General features: G+C 64.2%; 16 protein-coding genes. 10 read left to right on the forward strand and 6 right to left on the reverse strand.

The features are described 5' to 3' along the window. Positions 1-805 precede the first annotated feature (805 nt). The 5 genes from TSA66_RS06560 to TSA66_RS06580 all read left to right on the forward strand — a co-directional run bounded on the left by TSA66_RS06560 (position 806) and on the right by TSA66_RS06580 (position 7005). Positions 806-2824 (forward strand): primosomal protein N', encoded by a 2019-nt coding sequence (locus tag TSA66_RS06560; RefSeq protein ID WP_094298994.1) that lies wholly within the window; start codon positions 806-808, stop codon positions 2822-2824. A gap of 56 nt (positions 2825-2880) precedes the next feature. Further along, the gene (locus TSA66_RS06565) at positions 2881-3291 is read left to right on the forward strand and encodes a hypothetical protein (RefSeq protein ID WP_040039459.1); all 411 of its coding nucleotides are present in this window, start codon (positions 2881-2883) and stop codon (positions 3289-3291) included. Positions 3292-3395: 104 nt separating this feature from the next. Further along, positions 3396-4010 carry a hypothetical protein gene (locus TSA66_RS06570; protein ID WP_040039460.1) on the forward strand — a complete coding sequence of 205 codons (615 nt, stop codon included), beginning with the start codon at positions 3396-3398 and terminating at the stop codon, positions 4008-4010. 95 nt (positions 4011-4105) lie between these two features. Then, a complete protein-coding gene (locus tag TSA66_RS06575; protein WP_052452148.1) occupies positions 4106-6262 on the forward strand; it encodes a VTT domain-containing protein in 2157 nt (718 codons plus the stop codon). Next, positions 6259-7005 (forward strand): endonuclease/exonuclease/phosphatase family protein, encoded by a 747-nt coding sequence (locus tag TSA66_RS06580; RefSeq protein ID WP_084199376.1) that lies wholly within the window; start codon positions 6259-6261, stop codon positions 7003-7005. The genes TSA66_RS06575 and TSA66_RS06580 overlap by 4 nt, the downstream gene beginning before the upstream one ends. A gap of 42 nt (positions 7006-7047) precedes the next feature. Here the strand turns inward: TSA66_RS06580 and TSA66_RS06585 are convergent, their stop codons facing one another. Beyond that, positions 7048-7641 (reverse strand): glycine zipper domain-containing protein, encoded by a 594-nt coding sequence (locus TSA66_RS06585; protein WP_052452149.1) that lies wholly within the window; start codon positions 7639-7641, stop codon positions 7048-7050. Between TSA66_RS06585 and TSA66_RS26785 the strand changes: the two genes are divergently transcribed. The 3 genes from TSA66_RS26785 (at position 7625) to TSA66_RS06595 (ending at position 9798) form a co-directional block, all read left to right on the forward strand. Next, a complete protein-coding gene (locus TSA66_RS26785) occupies positions 7625-7840 on the forward strand; it encodes a hypothetical protein (RefSeq protein WP_157691624.1) in 216 nt (71 codons plus the stop codon). The genes TSA66_RS06585 and TSA66_RS26785 overlap by 17 nt on opposite strands. Positions 7841-7853: 13 nt before the next feature. After that, positions 7854-8495 carry a YsnF/AvaK domain-containing protein gene (locus TSA66_RS27635; RefSeq protein WP_232429420.1) on the forward strand — a complete coding sequence of 214 codons (642 nt, stop codon included), beginning with the start codon at positions 7854-7856 and terminating at the stop codon, positions 8493-8495. 127 nt (positions 8496-8622) lie between these two features. Then, the gene (locus TSA66_RS06595; RefSeq protein WP_040039462.1) at positions 8623-9798 is read left to right on the forward strand and encodes a YsnF/AvaK domain-containing protein; all 1176 of its coding nucleotides are present in this window, start codon (positions 8623-8625) and stop codon (positions 9796-9798) included. A 72-nt stretch (positions 9799-9870) separates the two neighbouring features. Here the strand turns inward: TSA66_RS06595 and TSA66_RS06600 are convergent, their stop codons facing one another. Together TSA66_RS06600 and TSA66_RS06605 are read right to left on the reverse strand one after the other, a co-directional pair. Next, positions 9871-10341 (reverse strand): SRPBCC family protein, encoded by a 471-nt coding sequence (locus tag TSA66_RS06600; protein ID WP_040039463.1) that lies wholly within the window; start codon positions 10339-10341, stop codon positions 9871-9873. 112 nt (positions 10342-10453) lie between these two features. Continuing rightward, positions 10454-11668, reverse strand: coding sequence for an EAL domain-containing response regulator (locus tag TSA66_RS06605; protein ID WP_040039464.1), 1215 nt, complete (start codon positions 11666-11668; stop codon positions 10454-10456). A 309-nt stretch (positions 11669-11977) separates the two neighbouring features. Between TSA66_RS06605 and TSA66_RS06610 the strand changes: the two genes are divergently transcribed. Next, complete coding sequence (locus TSA66_RS06610; RefSeq protein ID WP_040039465.1) at positions 11978-12403, forward strand: hypothetical protein; 426 nt, start codon at positions 11978-11980, stop codon at positions 12401-12403. 10 nt (positions 12404-12413) lie between these two features. Here the strand turns inward: TSA66_RS06610 and TSA66_RS06615 are convergent, their stop codons facing one another. Beyond that, entirely contained in the window at positions 12414-13850 is a 1437-nt protein-coding gene (locus tag TSA66_RS06615) for an aminotransferase-like domain-containing protein (protein WP_040039466.1), read from the reverse strand. A gap of 174 nt (positions 13851-14024) precedes the next feature. Here TSA66_RS06615 and TSA66_RS06620 point away from each other — a divergent pair, with 174 nt between their 5' ends. Continuing rightward, on the forward strand, positions 14025-14369 hold the full coding sequence (locus TSA66_RS06620; RefSeq protein WP_052452150.1) for a DUF2917 domain-containing protein: 345 nt from the start codon (positions 14025-14027) through the stop codon (positions 14367-14369). On the opposite strand, the gene TSA66_RS06625 is transcribed toward TSA66_RS06620, so the two are convergent. Together TSA66_RS06625 and TSA66_RS06630 are read right to left on the reverse strand one after the other, a co-directional pair. Next, positions 14366-15880 carry a hybrid sensor histidine kinase/response regulator gene (locus tag TSA66_RS06625; protein ID WP_040039467.1) on the reverse strand — a complete coding sequence of 505 codons (1515 nt, stop codon included), beginning with the start codon at positions 15878-15880 and terminating at the stop codon, positions 14366-14368. The two genes, TSA66_RS06620 and TSA66_RS06625, sit on opposite strands and share 4 nt — an antisense overlap. Before the next feature lie 181 nt (positions 15881-16061). After that, positions 16062-17114: an AraC family transcriptional regulator gene (locus TSA66_RS06630; RefSeq protein ID WP_040039468.1), complete on the reverse strand. Its 1053-nt coding sequence runs from the start codon at positions 17112-17114 to the stop codon at positions 16062-16064. Between the last annotated feature and the right edge of the window lie 79 nt (positions 17115-17193).

The raw sequence follows: 17193 nt of genomic DNA on the forward strand, positions 1-17193 counted from the left end.
CGCTGGCAACTGATTTCACGCTGTTATCATTCGGGGACAAAATGTGTCTCCGGATGAACAGAAACGGACCAACTTAAAGTAGTTTATTCACAGAGGTGAGGCTGTGCATCGCAGCAGAAAAATTTATTTTTATCTATTTTTCTGATGCGCATTCGATTTCTAAGTATTTGATTTTAAACGCGTTATTTTTTGCATTCCAATTTAGCATTTTGTTAAAACCCGCATAAAATCTGGCTTCGCGGGCTGTCAAGAGGGGTTTGTCCACAAAGTTATCCACAGACTTTGTGGATAGTTGAAAAACCACTTATGAAACGGGTAGTTAGATCATTTTCTAAGGAATCGCTTTAAGTTTTCGATGCGAGTATTTCATTACTCGCTAGTAACCCTCTCTCTTGACAGACATTGCAATGTCAACGGTAAAAATGCCTCATGGCTTTTATTAACGATCGTGCAAGAGATTCAGTTAACGTCAATGTGCGCAAGATCAGAGCGATGGAACTTAAAGGCGCCATTCCGGCACAACTTATTCACAAAAACAACTTGCATAGAAACTGCTACAACGCAACAAATTTTTTCTCTGAAATATTTTTTTGCTATTAACCTGATTTTTTAAGTCTTTGATTTTAAAGGACGTTTTTCTTGCTTTTCAATTGGGCAATTTGTTGAAACCCGCATGAATTCTAGGGTTTCCAGCTGTCAAGAGGAGCTTGTCCACAAAGTTATCCACAGAGTTTGTGGATAGCTGAAAAAACCCTTAAAAAACTAGGATTTATCTGCCTTCTTCAATCATTACATTAAGTCGTTTGTGACCCCTCGCATCCTTCGCCTCGCGCTCGATACCCCGCTGGACCGCTATTTCGACTATCGCTGGAATGGCGAAGGCGAGCAGCCGCAGCCCGGGCAGCTGGCCTTGGTGCCGTTCGGGCAGCGCAAGGTGGTCGGGCTGATAGTCGACGTCGATGACGCCACCGACGTCCCTGCCGACAAGCTCAAGGAGGTCATTGCGGTGCGCAGCCAGCTCGCGCCGTTGTCGCCTGAATGGCTGGCACTGTGCGCCTTCGCGGCCGACTATTATCAGCGTCCGCTGGGCGAGGTTGCCGTGCCCGGCCTGCCGAAAAACCTGCGCGCGGAAAAGACCACGTCGCTGGACCGAGCGCTGAAAAAGATCAGGCAGGCCGAGCGCGGCAACGACGCGGCGCCGCATGCCATGCCGGCACTGAACGATGCCCAGCGTGCGGCGGCCGATGCGATCGCGGGCGCGCACGGGTTCGCACCGACCCTGCTGTACGGCGTGACCGGCAGCGGCAAGACCGAAGTGTATCTGCACGCCGCCGCGCAGATTCTGGCGCAGGACGGGCAGGGCCAGGTGCTGATCCTGATCCCCGAAATCAATCTGACGCCCCAGCTCGAAAGCAATGTACGCGCGCGCTTTCCCGGCGTGACCGTCGCCACGCTGCACAGCGGCCTGGCCGAAGGCGAGCGCATGGCGAACTGGCTGCTGGGCCACCTGGGACAGGCCCGCATCGTCCTCGGCACGCGCCTGGCGATCCTGGCGTCGCTGCCGCACCTGAAACTGCTCATTGTCGACGAGGAGCACGACCCGTCGTACAAGCAGCAGGAAGGCTTGCGCTATTCGGCGCGCGACCTGGCGGTGTGGCGTGCGCGCCAGCTCGGCATTCCGATCGCGCTGGGTTCGGCCACGCCGTCGCTGGAAACCTGGCATCACGCGCAGTCCGGGCGCTACCGCAAGCTGGAGCTGCGCGAGCGCGCCGTGCGCGATGCCGTGCTGCCGCGCGTGCGCCTGATCGACATGGAGCGCGACAAGCCGGCCGAGGGCCTGACCTCGACCCTGGTCTCGGCGTTGAAGCTGCGCCTGGAGCGCGGCGAACAGTCGCTGTTGTTCTTGAACCGGCGCGGCTATGCGCCGGTGCTCGCCTGCGACGCCTGCGGCTGGATTGGCAACTGTCCGCGCTGCACTGCCTTCATGGTGCTGCACAAGCCCGAGCACCGCATGCGCTGCCACCACTGCAGCCTGGAGCAGCGCATCCCGAAGTACTGCCCGACCTGCGGCAACATCGATTTGCAGCCGCTCGGGCGCGGCACCCAGCGTGTCGAGGAGGGCCTGCAGCGTCTTTTCCCGCAGGCCCGCCTGCTGCGCATCGACGCCGATTCCACGCGCTTAAAGGGCAGCGCGCAAGCCGCGTTCGAGGCGGTGCACCGCGGCGACGTCGACATCCTGATCGGCACGCAGATGGTGGCCAAGGGCCACGACTTCCGCAACCTCACGCTGGTCGGCGTGCTCAATCCCGACACCGCCCTGTTTTCGCACGACTACCGCGCCAGTGAGCGGCTGTTCGCCCAGCTGATGCAGGTGGCGGGCCGCGCCGGCCGTGCCGCGCAAAAGGAGGGCGGCAATGCGAGCGAAGTGTTGATCCAGACGCGCTATCCGCAGCATCCGCTGTATGGCGCGGTGATGGCGCACGACTACGACCGTTTCGCCGGCGGCTTGCTCGAAGAGCGCGCCCAGGCCGGGCTGCCGCCGTTTTTGTACCAGGCGCTGCTGCGCGCCGAGGCGCGGGAATTGCAGACGGCGCTCGACTTTCTGCAACAGGCGGCCGAGTGTGTCGCGCATCCGGGCATCACGATCAATGACCCGATCCCGATGACGATGACGCGCGTGGCCAATGTCGACCGCGCGCAGTTGCTGGTGGAATCGGCGTCGCGCCCGGCGCTGCAGGCGTTCCTGAAGGTGTGGCTGGCGGCGCTGCGCGAAACCAAGACACGCGCGAAATGGTCGCTGGAAGTCGACCCGGTCGATATTTGATTTATGGCAGCGATTCGGTACGCTGTGAGACGCCGTTACCTTATCCGGAGAGTTCGATGAAGCCGTCATCCCCTTATGTGTTTTCGTTCCTGCTCGCCGCGTTTGCCGGCGCCGCGCACGCTGCCGCGATCCAGCCGCTGCGCGCCATCGCCCATCCCGGCGGCGCGCTCGAACCCGGCACCTACGCGTGCCGGCAGCAGTACAACCCCGCCGGCTACACCGACAAGGTGATCGAAGTCACCAGCGCCACCGCCTACGCCTACAAGGGCAGCCAGCGCTATCCCGGCGCGATGACCTATGACGCCCAAAGCGGCAAGATGGTATTCACCAGCGGCAAGCTGGCCGGCGCCTTCGAAGCCGTGTACGGGCGCCGCGACAACGGCTGGCCGATCTTCATCCTGATCGACCGCGAACTGGCGCCGAAGGCCGATGCCTATGATTACTGCGCGCGTCGCGCAGGCAAGTAAGTGCTCCGGGCTGCGCGACGGGGCTGAAGCGGGTCCGAAACTTTAAGCCGCCGCAACGTCCCGCCTGCCGGATGTCCTACAGTGGATGCATCCGAGGGGCGAGCATGATGCGATACCTTATTCTTCTTCCCGCATGGTGGCTGTCATCCGTTGCCGTGGCCGCGCCGCCGCACAGCGATTTCAGCGGCGTATGGACGGCCCTGGTCTGCCCTTCCGGCGTCAAGAACGACCCGGCCCGATGCGGCCATTTCGTTCTCGAACTGTTCCAGAAGCAGGACAAGCTGTGCGGCTCGCACCTGATCGCGACGCCGGATGCGGCGCAAATGGATGACGGCGCGGGCGGCGCTGGGGGAACGGGAGGCGGGCCGACGCTGACCGGCACCGTCGCCGCCGACAAGGCGACCGTGACTGTGGCCGGCAACCGGGGTGCGTCGCCGGCCGGCGTGCAAGCCGAACTGACACTCGGGCGCGGCACGCTGCAGTGGCATCGGCTCGACAAGCCTGCCAGAAACGACTTGCTGCCGGTGAACGTGCGTCTGACCAAATCGCGCGCCAAGACTTTCCTCAATCCTGTCTTTGCGCAACAGCTCAGTGCCGCCTGTTCGATGATTTCCATCCAGCCCGCCGACCACGAAGGAACGCCGGCAACCACACCGCCGCACCAGCAGTTGCACCCGGGACAAAGGACCGGGCTGGCCGAAAACGACCGCCACTTCTGACCAACCTGCTGGCCCACTACCCGTTGCAGAAACTAAGCGCGCCTGTCCGCGTCGAATAAACACAAGTGTCGTTTCCATTCGGCATAGGAGGCTGCTTGCGCGAACCGCTCTTCGAACCTTCGACTTCCCCGGTCTTGCAACCGGGCCGCAACTGCTGGCGCATCGAGCACGCCCAGCGCTTTTCCATGCTGGTCGACGCGGATGCCTATTTTCGCGCGGTGCGCGCCGCCATTCGCCACGCGCGCCATAGTATTTTCATCCTCAGCTGGGATATCGACAGCCGCGTGTGGCTGGTGCCGCAGGGCGCCAACGATGGCTGTCCCGAACCGCTCGGCGATTTCCTGCACGCCATCGTCGCCTCGCGCCCCGACTTGCACGCCTATGTGCTGAACTGGGACTTCGCGATGCTGTATGCGCTGGAACGCGAATGGCTGCCGGTCTACAAGCTGGACTGGCGCACCCACCGGCGCCTGGAATTCAAGATGGATGCGCGCCATCCAATCGGCGGCTCGCATCACCAGAAAGTGGTGGTGATCGACGACAGCGTGGCCTTCGTCGGCGGATTGGACTTGACGCGCAGCCGCTGGGATACGCCGGAACACGCCAGCGGCGAGCCGCTCCGGCATGACAGCGACGGCAAAGCCCATGCGCCGTTCCACGATGTGCAGGCCATGGTCGACGGCCGCGCCGCGCGCGCGCTGGGCGAGCTGGCGCGCGCGCGCTGGCATGCGGCGACCGGGCAGGAGCCGGTCGCGTTGTGCGAGGCCGGGTACGATCTTTGGCCGGAGCAGGTCGAGCCGGACCTGACTGACATCGACGTCGCCATCGCGAGGACCGAGCCGGCGTTCGAGGGGAGCCCCGGCGTGCATGAAGTGCGGCAGCTGCATCTGGACGCGATTGCCGCCGCGCGCCGCATCCTGTTTTTCGAAAACCAGTACTTCACTTCCGGCATGATCGCCGATGCGCTGGCTGCGCGCCTGGCCGAGCAGGACGGGCCGGAAGTGCTGATCGTGTCGCCCCGGACCCAGAGCGGCTGGCTGGAACAGGTGACAATGGGCGTGCTGCGCGCGCGCGTGCACCACCGCCTCAAGCAGGCCGACCGCTATGACCGCTACCGGATGGTGTGTCCGCAGATTCCCGGCCTGAGCGAACAATGCCTGAACGTGCACAGCAAGGTGTTCGCCGTGGACGACGACATGTTTTGCGTCGGCTCGGCCAACCTCTCGAACCGGTCGATGGCGCTCGACACCGAATGCAACCTCGTCATCGAGGCGCGCGGCGACGCGCCGCAGCAGGACCGCATCCGCGCCGCCATTGCGCGCCTGCGCAACCGCCTGCTGGGCGAGCATCTCGATAGCGCGCCGCAGGCGGTGCAGGACGCCATCGATGCGCACGGCAGCCTGCACCGCGCCATCGATGCGCTGCAGCATTCAGAGCGCACGCTGTGCCGGCTCGATCCGGCGGTGGCACCCGAATTCGATGCGCTCATTCCGCAAGAAGCCCTGTTCGATCCCGAGCGGCCGATCGAGCCCGACGAACTGGTCACGCAATTCGTGCCGCAGGAAGCGAGCAAGCCGCTGCCGGGGCGCCTGATCGGCCTGGGCATGCTCGGCATCGCGCTGGCCATGCTGGCCGTGGCGTGGCGTTTCACGCCGCTGGGCGAGTGGATCAACCTCGAATCGCTAGTGCGCTACGCGCATGAACTGGAGGGCTTTCCGCTCGCGCCGCTGGCGGTGCTCGCCAGTTATGTCGTGGCGGGCTTGCTGGTGGTGCCGGTGATGCTGCTGATTGCCGTGACCGGCATCGTGTTCGGGCCGTTGAACGGCACGATCTATGCCATCGCCGGCACCCTCCTGAGCGCGGCCGTGACCTACGGCGTCGGCCACTGGCTCGGGCGCGATACGGTGCAGCGGCTGGTGGGGCCGCGCATCAACCGCTTAAGCCAGCGCATCGCCAGGCGCGGCATCCTGGCCATGATGGTCATCCGTATCCTGCCGGTGGCACCGTTTTCGGTGGTCAACGTGGTGGCGGGCGCGTCGCATATCCGCTTTCGCGACTACATGATCGGCACCATGATCGGCATGGCGCCCGGCATCACGATGACGGTCACCTTCGTGCATCATCTGGCCGAAGCAGTGCGCCGGCCGAGCGCGGGAACGGTCGCGGTATTGGTGGTCGTGGTGCTCTTGATCATTGGTCTGGCAGTGGGCCTGCAGCGGCTATTGAAACGCAAGGAGGACCGCACGGCATGACGGATACGTTGAGCGCTCCCGTGCCGCCCGTGCAGCGCATGGCACCCGACCTCGATCCGTGGCCATTGACGATCGCCACTTACAACATCCATGGCGCGGTCGGCTGCGACGGCCGCTTTGCTCCCGAGCGGGTGGGCGCAGTACTGCGTGAAATTAATGCCGACGTGATCGCGCTGCAAGAGGTACCGCTCGGCGGCAGCCGCACCCCCAATGTGCTCGCCGCGCTGCAGAAAGCCACTGGCTATGCGGCGGCCGAAGGGCCGGCCTGCGATACGCACGAGCGGCGCTACGGAAATGCGGTGCTCTCCCGCTATCCGATCCTGTCGATGCGCATGATCGACCTGTCGTTCGGCAGCCGCGAGCCGCGCGGTGCGCTCGACGCCGACCTCGATTGCCATGGGAACATGCTGCGCGTGATCGCCACCCATCTCGGCCTGCGCCCGGCCGAGCGGCGCGACCAGATTCGCCGCTTGCTGCAGGTATTCGATACCGACGAAATGCCGGTGATATTGCTGGGCGATATCAACGAATGGTTTGCCTGGGGCCGCACGCTCAAGTCGCTGGTGTCGCATTTCCAGGCCGTGCCGGCGCCGGCCACCTTTCCGTCGCGCCGCCCGGTATTCGCGCTTGACCGCATCTGGATCCGGCCGCGCCATCGCCTTGTGCATGTGAAGGTGCATACCTCGTCGCTGGCGCGCGTGGCGTCTGACCACCTGCCGCTGATCGCGTACATCGACGGCTAGGCGCGCTCACTAAATGAAGCGCGCCGTATTCCTGCTGCAGGACTACAGGCGCCGGCTGGGGGCGCCGCGCGGCGTTTGCGGCAGGCTCCCGATCAAGTCTGGCGTATCGAGCGGATTGAAGTCACTCCAGTCGCCGTTGGCGATGGTTCCCTGCGCGCGTTCGAGATCGACCGCGCCGGCTGCGCGCAGCACATGGATGGCTTGCTGTTCCTGCGTGTCGTCGGCCACCGCCACCGCCACCATCATGCCGGACTGGCGCTGCGCCTGCGGGTCTTGCGCATCCATGGGCGTGTCGCCTTCCTTTTCCTTCATCTGCGACATGCTGCCGACCAGTCCACCGACGTGCGCCCCGACTAAGCCGCCGGTGATGGCACCGACCGGACCGAGAAATGGCACGGCAGCAACGCCGGCGGCGGCGCCGACGGCAGCGCCGGCTGCCACGCCCTTGCGCGATTGTTCCGCGCCGGGAGACTCCATGCGGTCGCCGCCGATCGGGTAAGCATCGTGTTGTCCTGCGGGATTAACGAAAAAGGTTGAAACGTCCTCGCGCGCGAATCCGGCGCGCAGCAGTTCTGCCACCGTGTCGTCGGCTTCGGATTGCTGCTGGAACCGGCCTGCAATGATGGTGCTGCTCATGGCTGCCTCCTGTGGCCTTGCTGTCACTAAAAAAGATATGAACGTGCACCGGCGCATTAGTTCGAAGCGTGCTGCCAGCCTGCGTGTAAGTTTTTCAGGAAGCTTGGTAAAAATGGATGGCGCCGACCCGGGCGAGCGCATGCATCGACGCGCATGGGCCGGCCTGCTACTTGCATGCGTGGAGTTCCCTTTTGACTGAATGGATGCAGCCCATGGCGCATTTCCACGACAACGGCAGCACGCATCCGGCCAGCGGGCCGCTGGCCAATGCGCGCATCATCGACGCCGCCGGCCATCAGGCGGCGATTGTTTCAACCCAGCATGTCGGCACCGAAGAGCAGGCCTGGATCCGCATTGACGGCGGCGCCCAGGTGCTGGTGCCGGTGAGCCTGCTGGCGCGCGAGGACGACGGCTCATTCCGCCTGCCTTTTACCTTCGGTAGCGGTGCGGGTGACGCCGCAGTCCAGATGTCTTTTCCGGTGATGGAAGAGCAGATGCAGGTGGCAAAGCGCACCGTCGACACCGGGCGCGGCATACGCCTGCACAAGACCGTGGCCGAGCGCGAACAGGTGCTCGACGAGCTGCTGCGGCGCGATGAACTGGTGGTCGAGCATGTACCGGTGGGGCGGGTCGTGCCGGACGCGGCGGTGCCGCAGGCGCGCTACGAGGGCGACACGCTGGTCGTGCCGGTGCTCGAAGAAGTGCTGACGGTGCAAAAGCAACTGGTGCTGAAGGAAGAGGTGCGCATCACGCGGCGCCAGCATCAGGTGCGCGAGCCGCACAGCGTGATGTTGAGGTCAGAGCAAGTCGCGGTGGAGCGGTTCGACGAAGGCCAGGATCGCGCGCCGCAGTAAACGCAAGGCAGGCACGGCTTATGCCTATGAAGCAGATTCAAGTCGAGGCGGCGGACCCGGCATTGAAGCGGCAACGCATGCTTGGGCGGGCCTGCCGGATGATCTTGTTTAATAGGAGAGACTGATCATGGAAAATACTGTAGTAGGCGTGTATGACAACTACACCCAGGCAGAAAACGCGATGAATGAATTGCTTGCCGCGGGATTTTCGCGCGATAACGTGCGACTCAATCCGGAAACCAAGGGCGGCACCCGCACTGCCGTCAGCGAGGGCGCGGATACGGGTGGCTCGGGCATCGGCCATTTCTTCCGCTCGCTGTTCGGCATGGAAGAGCACCGCGAGCATGGTGACATTTATTCGGAAGCGGTGCGCCGCGGCAGCTGCGTGCTGACCGTCGATGCCGCCAGCGAGGACATGCGTGACCGCGCCACCGAAATCATGAACCGGTACGATCCGGTCGACATCGACGAACGCGCCTCGCACTGGCGCAGCCAGGGCTGGGCCGGCTACGATGAAAGCGCGCCGATGCTGAGCGACGCCGAAATCGAGCGGGAGCGCGGCACCTATGCGGCGCGCAGCGACACGGGCATGAGCCAGACTGCTGCCACGTCGCAGAATCTGCGCGCGGACCAGACCACCGGCAAGGAAGGCACGCGCATCCCGGTTGTGGAGGAACAGCTGCGCGTTGGCAAGCGCGAAGTGCAGCGCGGCGGGGTACGCGTCTACCAGCGCGTGTCCGAAAAACCGGTGCATGAATCGGTCGAGCTGCGTGAAGAGCATGTGGATGTGCAGCGGCATGCGGTCGACCAGCCAGCCACCGAGGCCGATATGGCCGCCTTCAAGGAAGGTTCGATCGAAGTGCGCGAAATGGCCGAGGAGCCGGTGGTGTCGAAGACCGCGCGCGTGGTCGAGGAAGTCGTGGTCGGCAAGGATACGACGCAGCGCACGGAACAGGTCAACGATACCGTGCGCCGCACCGATGTCGAGGTCGAGCAGCTCGGCGCAGGCAGCGGCCGGCGCACCGACTATGCCGCTACGGGGACCAGCACCGACGATTCGGACTACCGGCGCCACTGGCAAAACGCCTACGGCTCGTCGGGTGGCCGCTATGAAGACTACGACGCCGCCTATCGTTATGGTTCGACGATGGCAGGCAGCGGTCGCTTCCAGAATTACCAGTGGCAGGATGTCGAGCCCCAGCTGCGCAGCGACTGGGAAACCCAGCATCCGGAAAGCACCTGGGACAAGGTGAAGGATGCGGTGCGCTACGGCGCTGAAAAAGTGAGCGGCCGCCACCACTGACGTCCGACCGCCGATGCCGGCTGGCCCTGCCTCCGTTCACCACGGAGGCAGGGCTTTTAATCATTCAGCGATTTAGTCCAGCTGGCCTTCTTCGGCCATTTGTCGGATCGTGCGGATCGTGTCGATGTCGGCTTCTTCGTAGGCGGAGCGGCGAAAGTCGTTGTACATCGCCTGCGCGCTGTCATCGGCGTCGCTTGCGCCGTCGTCGTATTCGAAGCGCACGAAGAATGCGCCCGGCTGCGGCTCCTCGATCGTCATCGTCAGGCTCGACGCCGGAATATCCTTTTGCTCCGGCACGTGGTAGACCACCCTTTCCTGAGGGTGGAACACGACCCTGTCATGTACGGTCACGTCGCCGTAATGCGATATGCGCATCAGCGTGGTTTCGGTCCGGTCGAGGATGACGCAGTTGTCCAGCCAGGGAATGAAGGCTTGCGGCGATTCCGCGCGCAACACCAGCCCGCGCCACAACTGGTCGCGCGACAGCGGTTCGATCAGGGGATTGAGCGGGTCGTTGATCTCGATGAGATGGGCGAATTTCATGATGCATGCTGCTGCGAGAGGTCGGTAACCTCCCAGTGTAGCGCTATCTTGCGCAATCCGGCAGCGGCTGGCATGGAATGGCGCCGCTTGCTTTCCCGTAAATTTCACAAGCTCAAAAAAACTGGGACCACTCCTCGACCCAGGCCGGCACGGCGTCGCGTTCCATCGGCCTGGCAATGTAATACCCCTGCGCATAGGTGCAGCCTAGGCCGCGCAGCAAGTCCCAATCCTCCCGCGTTTCCACTCCGACCGCCACCGAATTGCGCCGCATCTTGCGCGCCAGTTCCAGGCAGGAACTGAGCGCCAGGTGCATTTGCGTATTGTGCGCGGCCCCGGCGACGAACGAGCGGTCGATTTTCAGGTCCAGGAAAGGGATGCGCAGCAATTGCTGCAGGTTCGAATGGGCCGTGCCGAAATCGTCGATCGACAGACCGAAGCCGCGCATGCGCAGCCGCGCCAGATTCTCCAGGCAGACCGGCACGTCAGTCATCGCGATCAGTTCGGTAATCTCGAACGTCACGTCCTGCGGCGCGATGCCGTATTGGGTCGTGAGCCCGACGATCTTGTCCACCAGCCCCGCTTCGGCCAGCGAGCTGGCCGACAGGTTGATCGACACCGACAGCATCAGGCCGAGATCCTGCCAGGCGCGGCAGGCCGCGATCGATTGTTCGACCACGACCGAGGTCAGTTGATCCATGTGGCCGCAGGCTTCCAGCGTCGGGATGAACGCGGCCGGCGGCACCAGTCCGTACTGCGGATGGCGCCAGCGCGCGAAGGCTTCCACCGCGCGCACCTTGCCGGTCGCCAGTTCCACCTTCGGCTGGAACAGCGGCTCGAATTGCTGCTCCTGCAGCCCGTGGAGGATGTCTTCCAGGCGCAGCACCGGCAGGGCCTTCTTGATCGTGCCGTGCGCGTGCGGCGGCCGGTATCGCCTGATCACGTCTTGCAGGATTTCCGGCGTGGCTGGCTTTTCGAAGGCGCCGAGCAGGTTGATGCCATAGGCTTTCGACATGGTCTCGACCGAAAACAGCAGCGCCGAGCCGAGCGCGCTGACCAGCACGACCGCCCCCTGGTGCTCGGCGTTGGCCAGGTGGCGCATGAGCTCGATGCCATCCATGCCTGGCATGTTCAGGTCGACGAAGCTGATGTCGATTTGCCGGGTCCTGTCTTGCAGGATGCCGAGCGCGACTTGGCCGTTTTCGGCTTCGGCAATATGTTGCGCCCCCAGTCCGGCCAGCATGACCGTCAGCCAGCGGCGCTGGAATTCGTCGTCTTCCACGACCAGGAAATGCAAGTCGGCGATGTTGGCGGGGGCGCGGTCATTCATGGGATGCATTTCCAGGACAGTTTTTCCTTGCCTGCACGAATTTGAATCGCGAGCACGGCAAGCGCTGGCAACTACCTTGTTAATAGTTGCTTTGCGTCAATTATGCCTATGCTTGTGCGAGAGATGAAAGCACTTTGTCATGCGCGGCAGCAAAAGACGGTCACGCCGTGCCTGCCGCGCGACACTGCGCTGGTGCAGCTTTCCTGGACGGTGATAGGGGGGCACTTGCGGCGCGTCCCATAAAAGCGGGATTGTTGCCGCACCCGGCATTCGCTATAACGTTACACTTTGACAATAGCGTGCGCAGCGATGAAAACAGCCTACGACATACTTGCCCTCAAGCGCGACGCGGCGCCAATCGATATCGAGCATAACTATCACCATTTGCTCAATGCCCATGCGGCGTGCCATGCCGATGCCCGCCTGACGCAGGAAGACTTGCGCCGCCTGCGCGAACTGCGCCAAGCCTACCTGCTGCTGTCGTCGCCCTGCCAGCGCCTGCAGTATGATCGCACCCTGCTTGCGCGCGAACAGCGGCGCAGCCGCCGCAGCCATGCCTTGCACACGGTGCTCGCGGTACTATCGCTGCTGGGCGGCTTGCTGCTGATCGGCGCCGGTATCCATGCCAGCGGGCGCGGCGGCAGCGACCAGGCCGCCGCCCGGCCCCATGCGCTGGCCCAGGCAGCGCCGGCGCCGCACGACGAGGCGGGGCCGGCACGGCACGTCCACAACTAGTGCGGCTGCCTTACGCAGCGTGCTCGTCCAGGTAGGCGTGCACCAGCGCGCCGAGGGTCTGGACTGCTTCTTCGATCTGCGCGCTCCATTCGTTGCCGCAATTGAGCCGCAGGTAATTACCGAACTTGCCCGAAGCCGAGAACAGCGGCCCCGGCATGAACGCGATGCGCCGCGCGATGGCGCGCTCGTGCAGCCGCAGCGCGTCGACCTGTTCCGGCAGTTGAATCCACAGCACGAATCCCCCCTGCGGCTGCGATACTGAGCAGGCCGGCGGAAAGAATTCCGATACCGCGTCCGACATGCGCGCGATGCGCTGGGTCATGGCGCGCCGCATCTTGCGCACCTGGCTGTCGTAACTGCTGCTGCCGACGAAATCGGCCAGTACCGCCTGGAAGTAATGGTTGGTGCCGCCCGAGGCGACATTCTTCAATAGCGCGACCTGCTGCGCGTAGCGGCCCGCCACCACGTAGCCGACGCGCGCCGAGGGGCTGACCACCTTGGAAAACGACGAGCACAGCAACACGTGGCCGCTTTTGTCGTACGCTTTCACCGGCCATGGCCGCTCCGCTGAAAAGCACAGGTCGCCGTACACGTCGTCCTCGATCAGCGGGATGTCGTACTGCGTCATCAGTGCCGCCAGGCGCTTCTTGTTTTCGTCGGGCATGATGCAGCCGAGCGGATTGTTCGCATTCGGCACCAGCATGCAGGCTTGCACCAGCCCTTCGCGGATCGCCAGTTCCAGCGCATCGACCGACAGCCCGGTGGTCGGGTCGGTCGGGATTTCGAGCGCCTTCATGCCCAGGCTCTCGATCAGTTGCAGCAGCACGAAATAAGTCGGCGATTCGATCGCGATGGTGTCGCCGGGCCTGGCCACGGCGCGCAAGGCGAGGGCGATCGCCTCGGTGCAGGAATTGGTGGCGATGATCTCGCGCGGATTGAGCTGGCCCCAGTCGAGCGCGCGGCGGATGATCTGGCGGATGAAATTCGGCTCGTTGGTGTCGAAGCAGCCATCCTGCGTGAGCATGTCCGGCCGGCGGCGCGCCACGCTGCTCATCACCTGCTGCATGCGCTTGACCGGCAGCAGTTCGTCCGGCGGCCACGACAGGGCCAGCTGCAACGTGCCCGGCGCCTTGTTGGCGCGCAGCACCCGCATCAGCAGGTTGTTGATGCCGACATGGGTCGGCTCCTTGACGCAGTGCGCATCGGCGGCGGCAATCAGGCTGCGCGCGCGGTGCCGCACATAGAAGCCGGCCTGCGGCCTGGCATCGACCAGCCCGCGGTCTTCCAGCAGGCGCAGCGCCTGCATCACGGTGCTGATCGACAGGCGCTTCTGCTGCGACAGGTGGCGGATCGACGGCAGCCGGTCGCCGGGGACGAACACTTTGTTCGCGATCAACGCGCCGAGTTCATCGGCCAGGTTTTCATAGAGGTTGGCTTGGGCGGGCATGGTTTCATTCTGCAGGGGGGCGGACCCGCGACCAAGATACAGTTCGCTGCATTTTCGACCAGTACAGTTTGCGGGCATGCAAACTGTGATGGTAACAATTTCGAACCGCTGCGCCTGTCGCCGTCGCGCGCTTGCACGTACGCTGATCCCTCAACAGACGAAAGGAGCGATGCGATGCAACCGAAGATACTGGCAGCAACCCAGAGCAGGGTCGAATGCGAACTGCATGAAGGTTATCCGTTACGCCTGGTCGGCGCCCGGGGCCGCCGCGTGCAGTGCGTCGCCGGCATCCTGTGGATCACCGCCTGCAACCAGCCGGCAGATATCTTTCTCAAGCCGGGCCAGACTTTCGTGATTCCGAACGGCGGGCTGGTGCTGGCCGAGGCGGTCGGGCACGGCCGCATGCAGGTCGACCTGCCGCGCGCATTCCACTACGCGGCCTATCGCATGCCGGCCCGGCTCGCCCGCATGGTGAAGGCGACCCAGGCGGCGCTCCTGCGGCTGAGGTATTCCGCCTAGTCGTTGCGGCGCCGGTCGCGTCCGTGGCGCCGGCCGCGCGCCAAGAGCGGCAGGTCGAGCACGACGCGCGTGCCGTGGCCGGGCTGGGACAGCACTTCGATCTGGGCGCCGATCTGGCGAGCGCGCGCCGCGATGTTTTTCAAGCCCTCGCCGCGATGGGCGAGGCGCTGCACGTCGAAGCCCACGCCGTCGTCGCGCAGCTCGAAGCGGATGCTCTCTTCCTGCGCCCGCAGCGAGACGGTGCCGCACGTCGCATGTGCGTGGCGCGCGCTGTTGCTCATCGCTTCGCGCGCGATGTTGAGCACCTGGCGCGCCTCGTCCGGCATCAGCTGCGAGGCCGCCGCCGGATCGACATCGATCGAAAAGCGGCCGAGCTTCCTGGTTTCAATCATGCGCGCCAGTTCCGCCAGCTCGGTCTTGAGTTGCGACGCGCTTAGCAGCAGCGGCTCCTGCCCGCGGATGAACTGGCGGATGTCGCGCATGATGTTGCGCAAGGTGGCAATTTCCCAGGACAGTTCCCGCGCCGCGCTGCGCGCGTGGCCTTCCTCGATCAGGCGCTGGCTGTGCTCCAGGCTGAAGCTGACGGCGCAGATGGTTTGCAGGATATTGTCATGCAAGTCCTGCGACAGCTGCCGCCGCTCGGCCAGCACGGCGCGCAGCTGCTGCTCGCTGCGCTGCAGCGCGGTTTCATACTGCTTGTGCTCGGTGATGTCCTGCAGAATGCCCATCAGGCGTGCCGGACGGCCGCCGTCGCTGACCACTTCGGCGCGCGAGCGTACGGTGCGCTCGCGCCCGTCGGCCCGGATGACGCGGCACTCGATGTCATAGCTGCCCAGCTGCATGACGGTGGCGGTCACCGTGTCGCGCACGAATCGCACATCGTCGGGATGAACGAAATGCAGGAAGCGTTCATAGGTTGGGCGGATCGCGCCCGGCTCCATGCCTAGGATGCGGTAATGCTCGTCCGACCAGGTCAGCGTGTCGCTGTCGAGGTCCATTTCCCAGCTGCCGATATGGGCGACGCGCTGCGCTTCGGCCAGCAGATGCAGCTTTCTGGCGACATGCGCATCGGCAGCCCTGCGTTCGGTGCGCCCGGCGGGCGCATGCGGCGACTTGCGCAGTTGCGCGCGCGCCAGCCAGCCGCGCAGCGCCTGCCGCAGGGGGGCGAGGTTGCCGCAATACGCGGGCTGCCTGATCAGGTAATCGTCGAGGCCCGCTTTCATGGCGCCGACCGCGAAGGCGGTGCCGCCATCGGCGGCGAACATGATGACGGCGCATTCCGGCTGGCTGACCTTGATCGTTTGCAAGACCTCCAGTCCGTTCGCCCAGTGCGTGCGCGCATCGATGACGGCGGCGTCGGCGCCGCCGGCTGCCAGTGCGCCGACCAGGCTGTCTGCATCCACCACATGCTGCACCTGCAGGCCGGCGAATTCCTGCTGCAGTTCGCGTTCCATGAGAAGGCGAAACGCCGGATTGTCGTCGACCAGAAGAATGCGTTGTCTCGCGCTCATGAGCTCTCCAACGTCTCCGATCAGCTCCGTTATGCGGGGAGAGGGACGGCGACGTGCCACGCTTCTTATTGAATGAATATCGCGTGGGACTGAGGGTGGTGGGCCCGGTTCCGGCTGCATGCGCCATTCCTGCGCTTGCGCAAAGGATGCCTGGGCCGCCGGCGTGGCGGCGGCAATGCAACTAGTTGCCGAGTTGGTCCCGGAAGGCGCCGGGATTCATGCCGGTCCAGTCCTTGAAGGCATGGTTGAACGAGCTTTGTTCCTGATAGCCGAGCAGGAAGGCGATTTCCGCAATGCTCAGGTTTTTCTGTTTCAGGTATTCCAGCGCCAGCTCGTGCCGGGTCGCGTCCAGCAGCTGCTGAAAGCCGATGCCGGCGTCGTTCAGCTTGCGCTGCAGCGTGCGCGGCGTGATGTGCAGTTCTTGCGCAATCAGGGGCAGGCGCACGCGGTCCTGCTCCAGGTTGCTGACGATTGCCGCGCGCACCTGCGCGACGATGCCGCCTTCCCGCTGCGCCCGCTGCTTTTCCTTGAGCAAGCGCTCCGCATGCTGCTGCAGCACCGGGTACAGGCCGACATCGGCATTCGGCACCGGCCAGGACAGTAGGGCGGCGTCGAACCGGGCCACGTGCGCGGGTGCGCCGAAATGCACGTCGGGGCCGAAGATGCGCAGGTATTCGCTGCGGTCCGGCGGCGCTTCATGTGCAAACGAAACATGGACCGGCGGTAAAGCCTGCCCGGCGAGCCAGTTGCCGAAGACGCGGATGCCGGTAAATACGCTGTCGGCCAGATGGCGCGAGGCGCGCGGAAAGGCGCTGTGCCAGCGGTACTCGGCGATGTTGCCTTCGATCGATATTTCCGAGCGCCCCAGGTCGTGCGCCAGCGCCTCGTAGCGCATGGTCTGCTGCAGCGCCTGGCCGAAATCGCGGCAGCTCAGCAGGATCAGCCCGTAGACGTTGTAGGTGCCCAGCTTGACCCGCTCGCCGACATGCAGGCCGAACTGCGGATCGTTCGCCAGTTGCGCGCCGACGTCGAGCAGCCGCACGTAATCGCTCGCCGCCAGCGATTCCGGCAACGGCGACAGCGCTCCCGCCGGCAGTCCCGCCGCCTGTTCCAGCGCGCGTTCGCTCACGCCGCGCGCGGCCGCCGCCTCGATCAGCGGCTGCAGATACGTGCCGGCGACCAGGCCGCAGGAACGGCTATCGGCAAAAGCCGGGGCGGAAGGCGGAGTTGGCATGATCGGACAAGTGGACTGTCATGAATGCGCAATACACGGCCGGGGCCGTTCGTTAAGATTTTGTCAAATATCGATGCAG

It is taken from the genome of Noviherbaspirillum autotrophicum, from assembly GCF_000818395.1.
GTDB classification, from domain to species: Bacteria; Pseudomonadota; Gammaproteobacteria; order Burkholderiales; family Burkholderiaceae_D; genus Noviherbaspirillum; species Noviherbaspirillum autotrophicum.

Excerpts from the sequence above, each read along its gene's own strand:
- TSA66_RS06565 (WP_040039459.1), top strand. The coding sequence starts at position 2,881 with ATGAAGCCGTCATCCCCTTATGTGTTTTCGTTCCTGCTCGCCGCGTTT.
- TSA66_RS06570 (WP_040039460.1), top strand. The coding sequence starts at position 3,396 with ATGATGCGATACCTTATTCTTCTTCCCGCATGGTGGCTGTCATCCGTT.
- TSA66_RS06580 (WP_084199376.1), top strand. The coding sequence starts at position 6,259 with ATGACGGATACGTTGAGCGCTCCCGTGCCGCCCGTGCAGCGCATGGCA.
- TSA66_RS26785 (WP_157691624.1), top strand. The coding sequence starts at position 7,625 with ATGATGGTGCTGCTCATGGCTGCCTCCTGTGGCCTTGCTGTCACTAAA.
- TSA66_RS06585 (WP_052452149.1), bottom strand. The coding sequence starts at position 7,641 with ATGAGCAGCACCATCATTGCAGGCCGGTTCCAGCAGCAATCCGAAGCC.
- TSA66_RS27635 (WP_232429420.1), top strand. The coding sequence starts at position 7,854 with ATGGCGCATTTCCACGACAACGGCAGCACGCATCCGGCCAGCGGGCCG.
- TSA66_RS06595 (WP_040039462.1), top strand. The coding sequence starts at position 8,623 with ATGGAAAATACTGTAGTAGGCGTGTATGACAACTACACCCAGGCAGAA.
- TSA66_RS06600 (WP_040039463.1), bottom strand. The coding sequence starts at position 10,341 with ATGAAATTCGCCCATCTCATCGAGATCAACGACCCGCTCAATCCCCTG.
- TSA66_RS06605 (WP_040039464.1), bottom strand. The coding sequence starts at position 11,668 with ATGAATGACCGCGCCCCCGCCAACATCGCCGACTTGCATTTCCTGGTC.
- TSA66_RS06610 (WP_040039465.1), top strand. The coding sequence starts at position 11,978 with ATGAAAACAGCCTACGACATACTTGCCCTCAAGCGCGACGCGGCGCCA.
- TSA66_RS06615 (WP_040039466.1), bottom strand. The coding sequence starts at position 13,850 with ATGCCCGCCCAAGCCAACCTCTATGAAAACCTGGCCGATGAACTCGGC.
- TSA66_RS06620 (WP_052452150.1), top strand. The coding sequence starts at position 14,025 with ATGCAACCGAAGATACTGGCAGCAACCCAGAGCAGGGTCGAATGCGAA.
- TSA66_RS06625 (WP_040039467.1), bottom strand. The coding sequence starts at position 15,880 with ATGAGCGCGAGACAACGCATTCTTCTGGTCGACGACAATCCGGCGTTT.
- TSA66_RS06630 (WP_040039468.1), bottom strand. The coding sequence starts at position 17,114 with ATGCCAACTCCGCCTTCCGCCCCGGCTTTTGCCGATAGCCGTTCCTGC.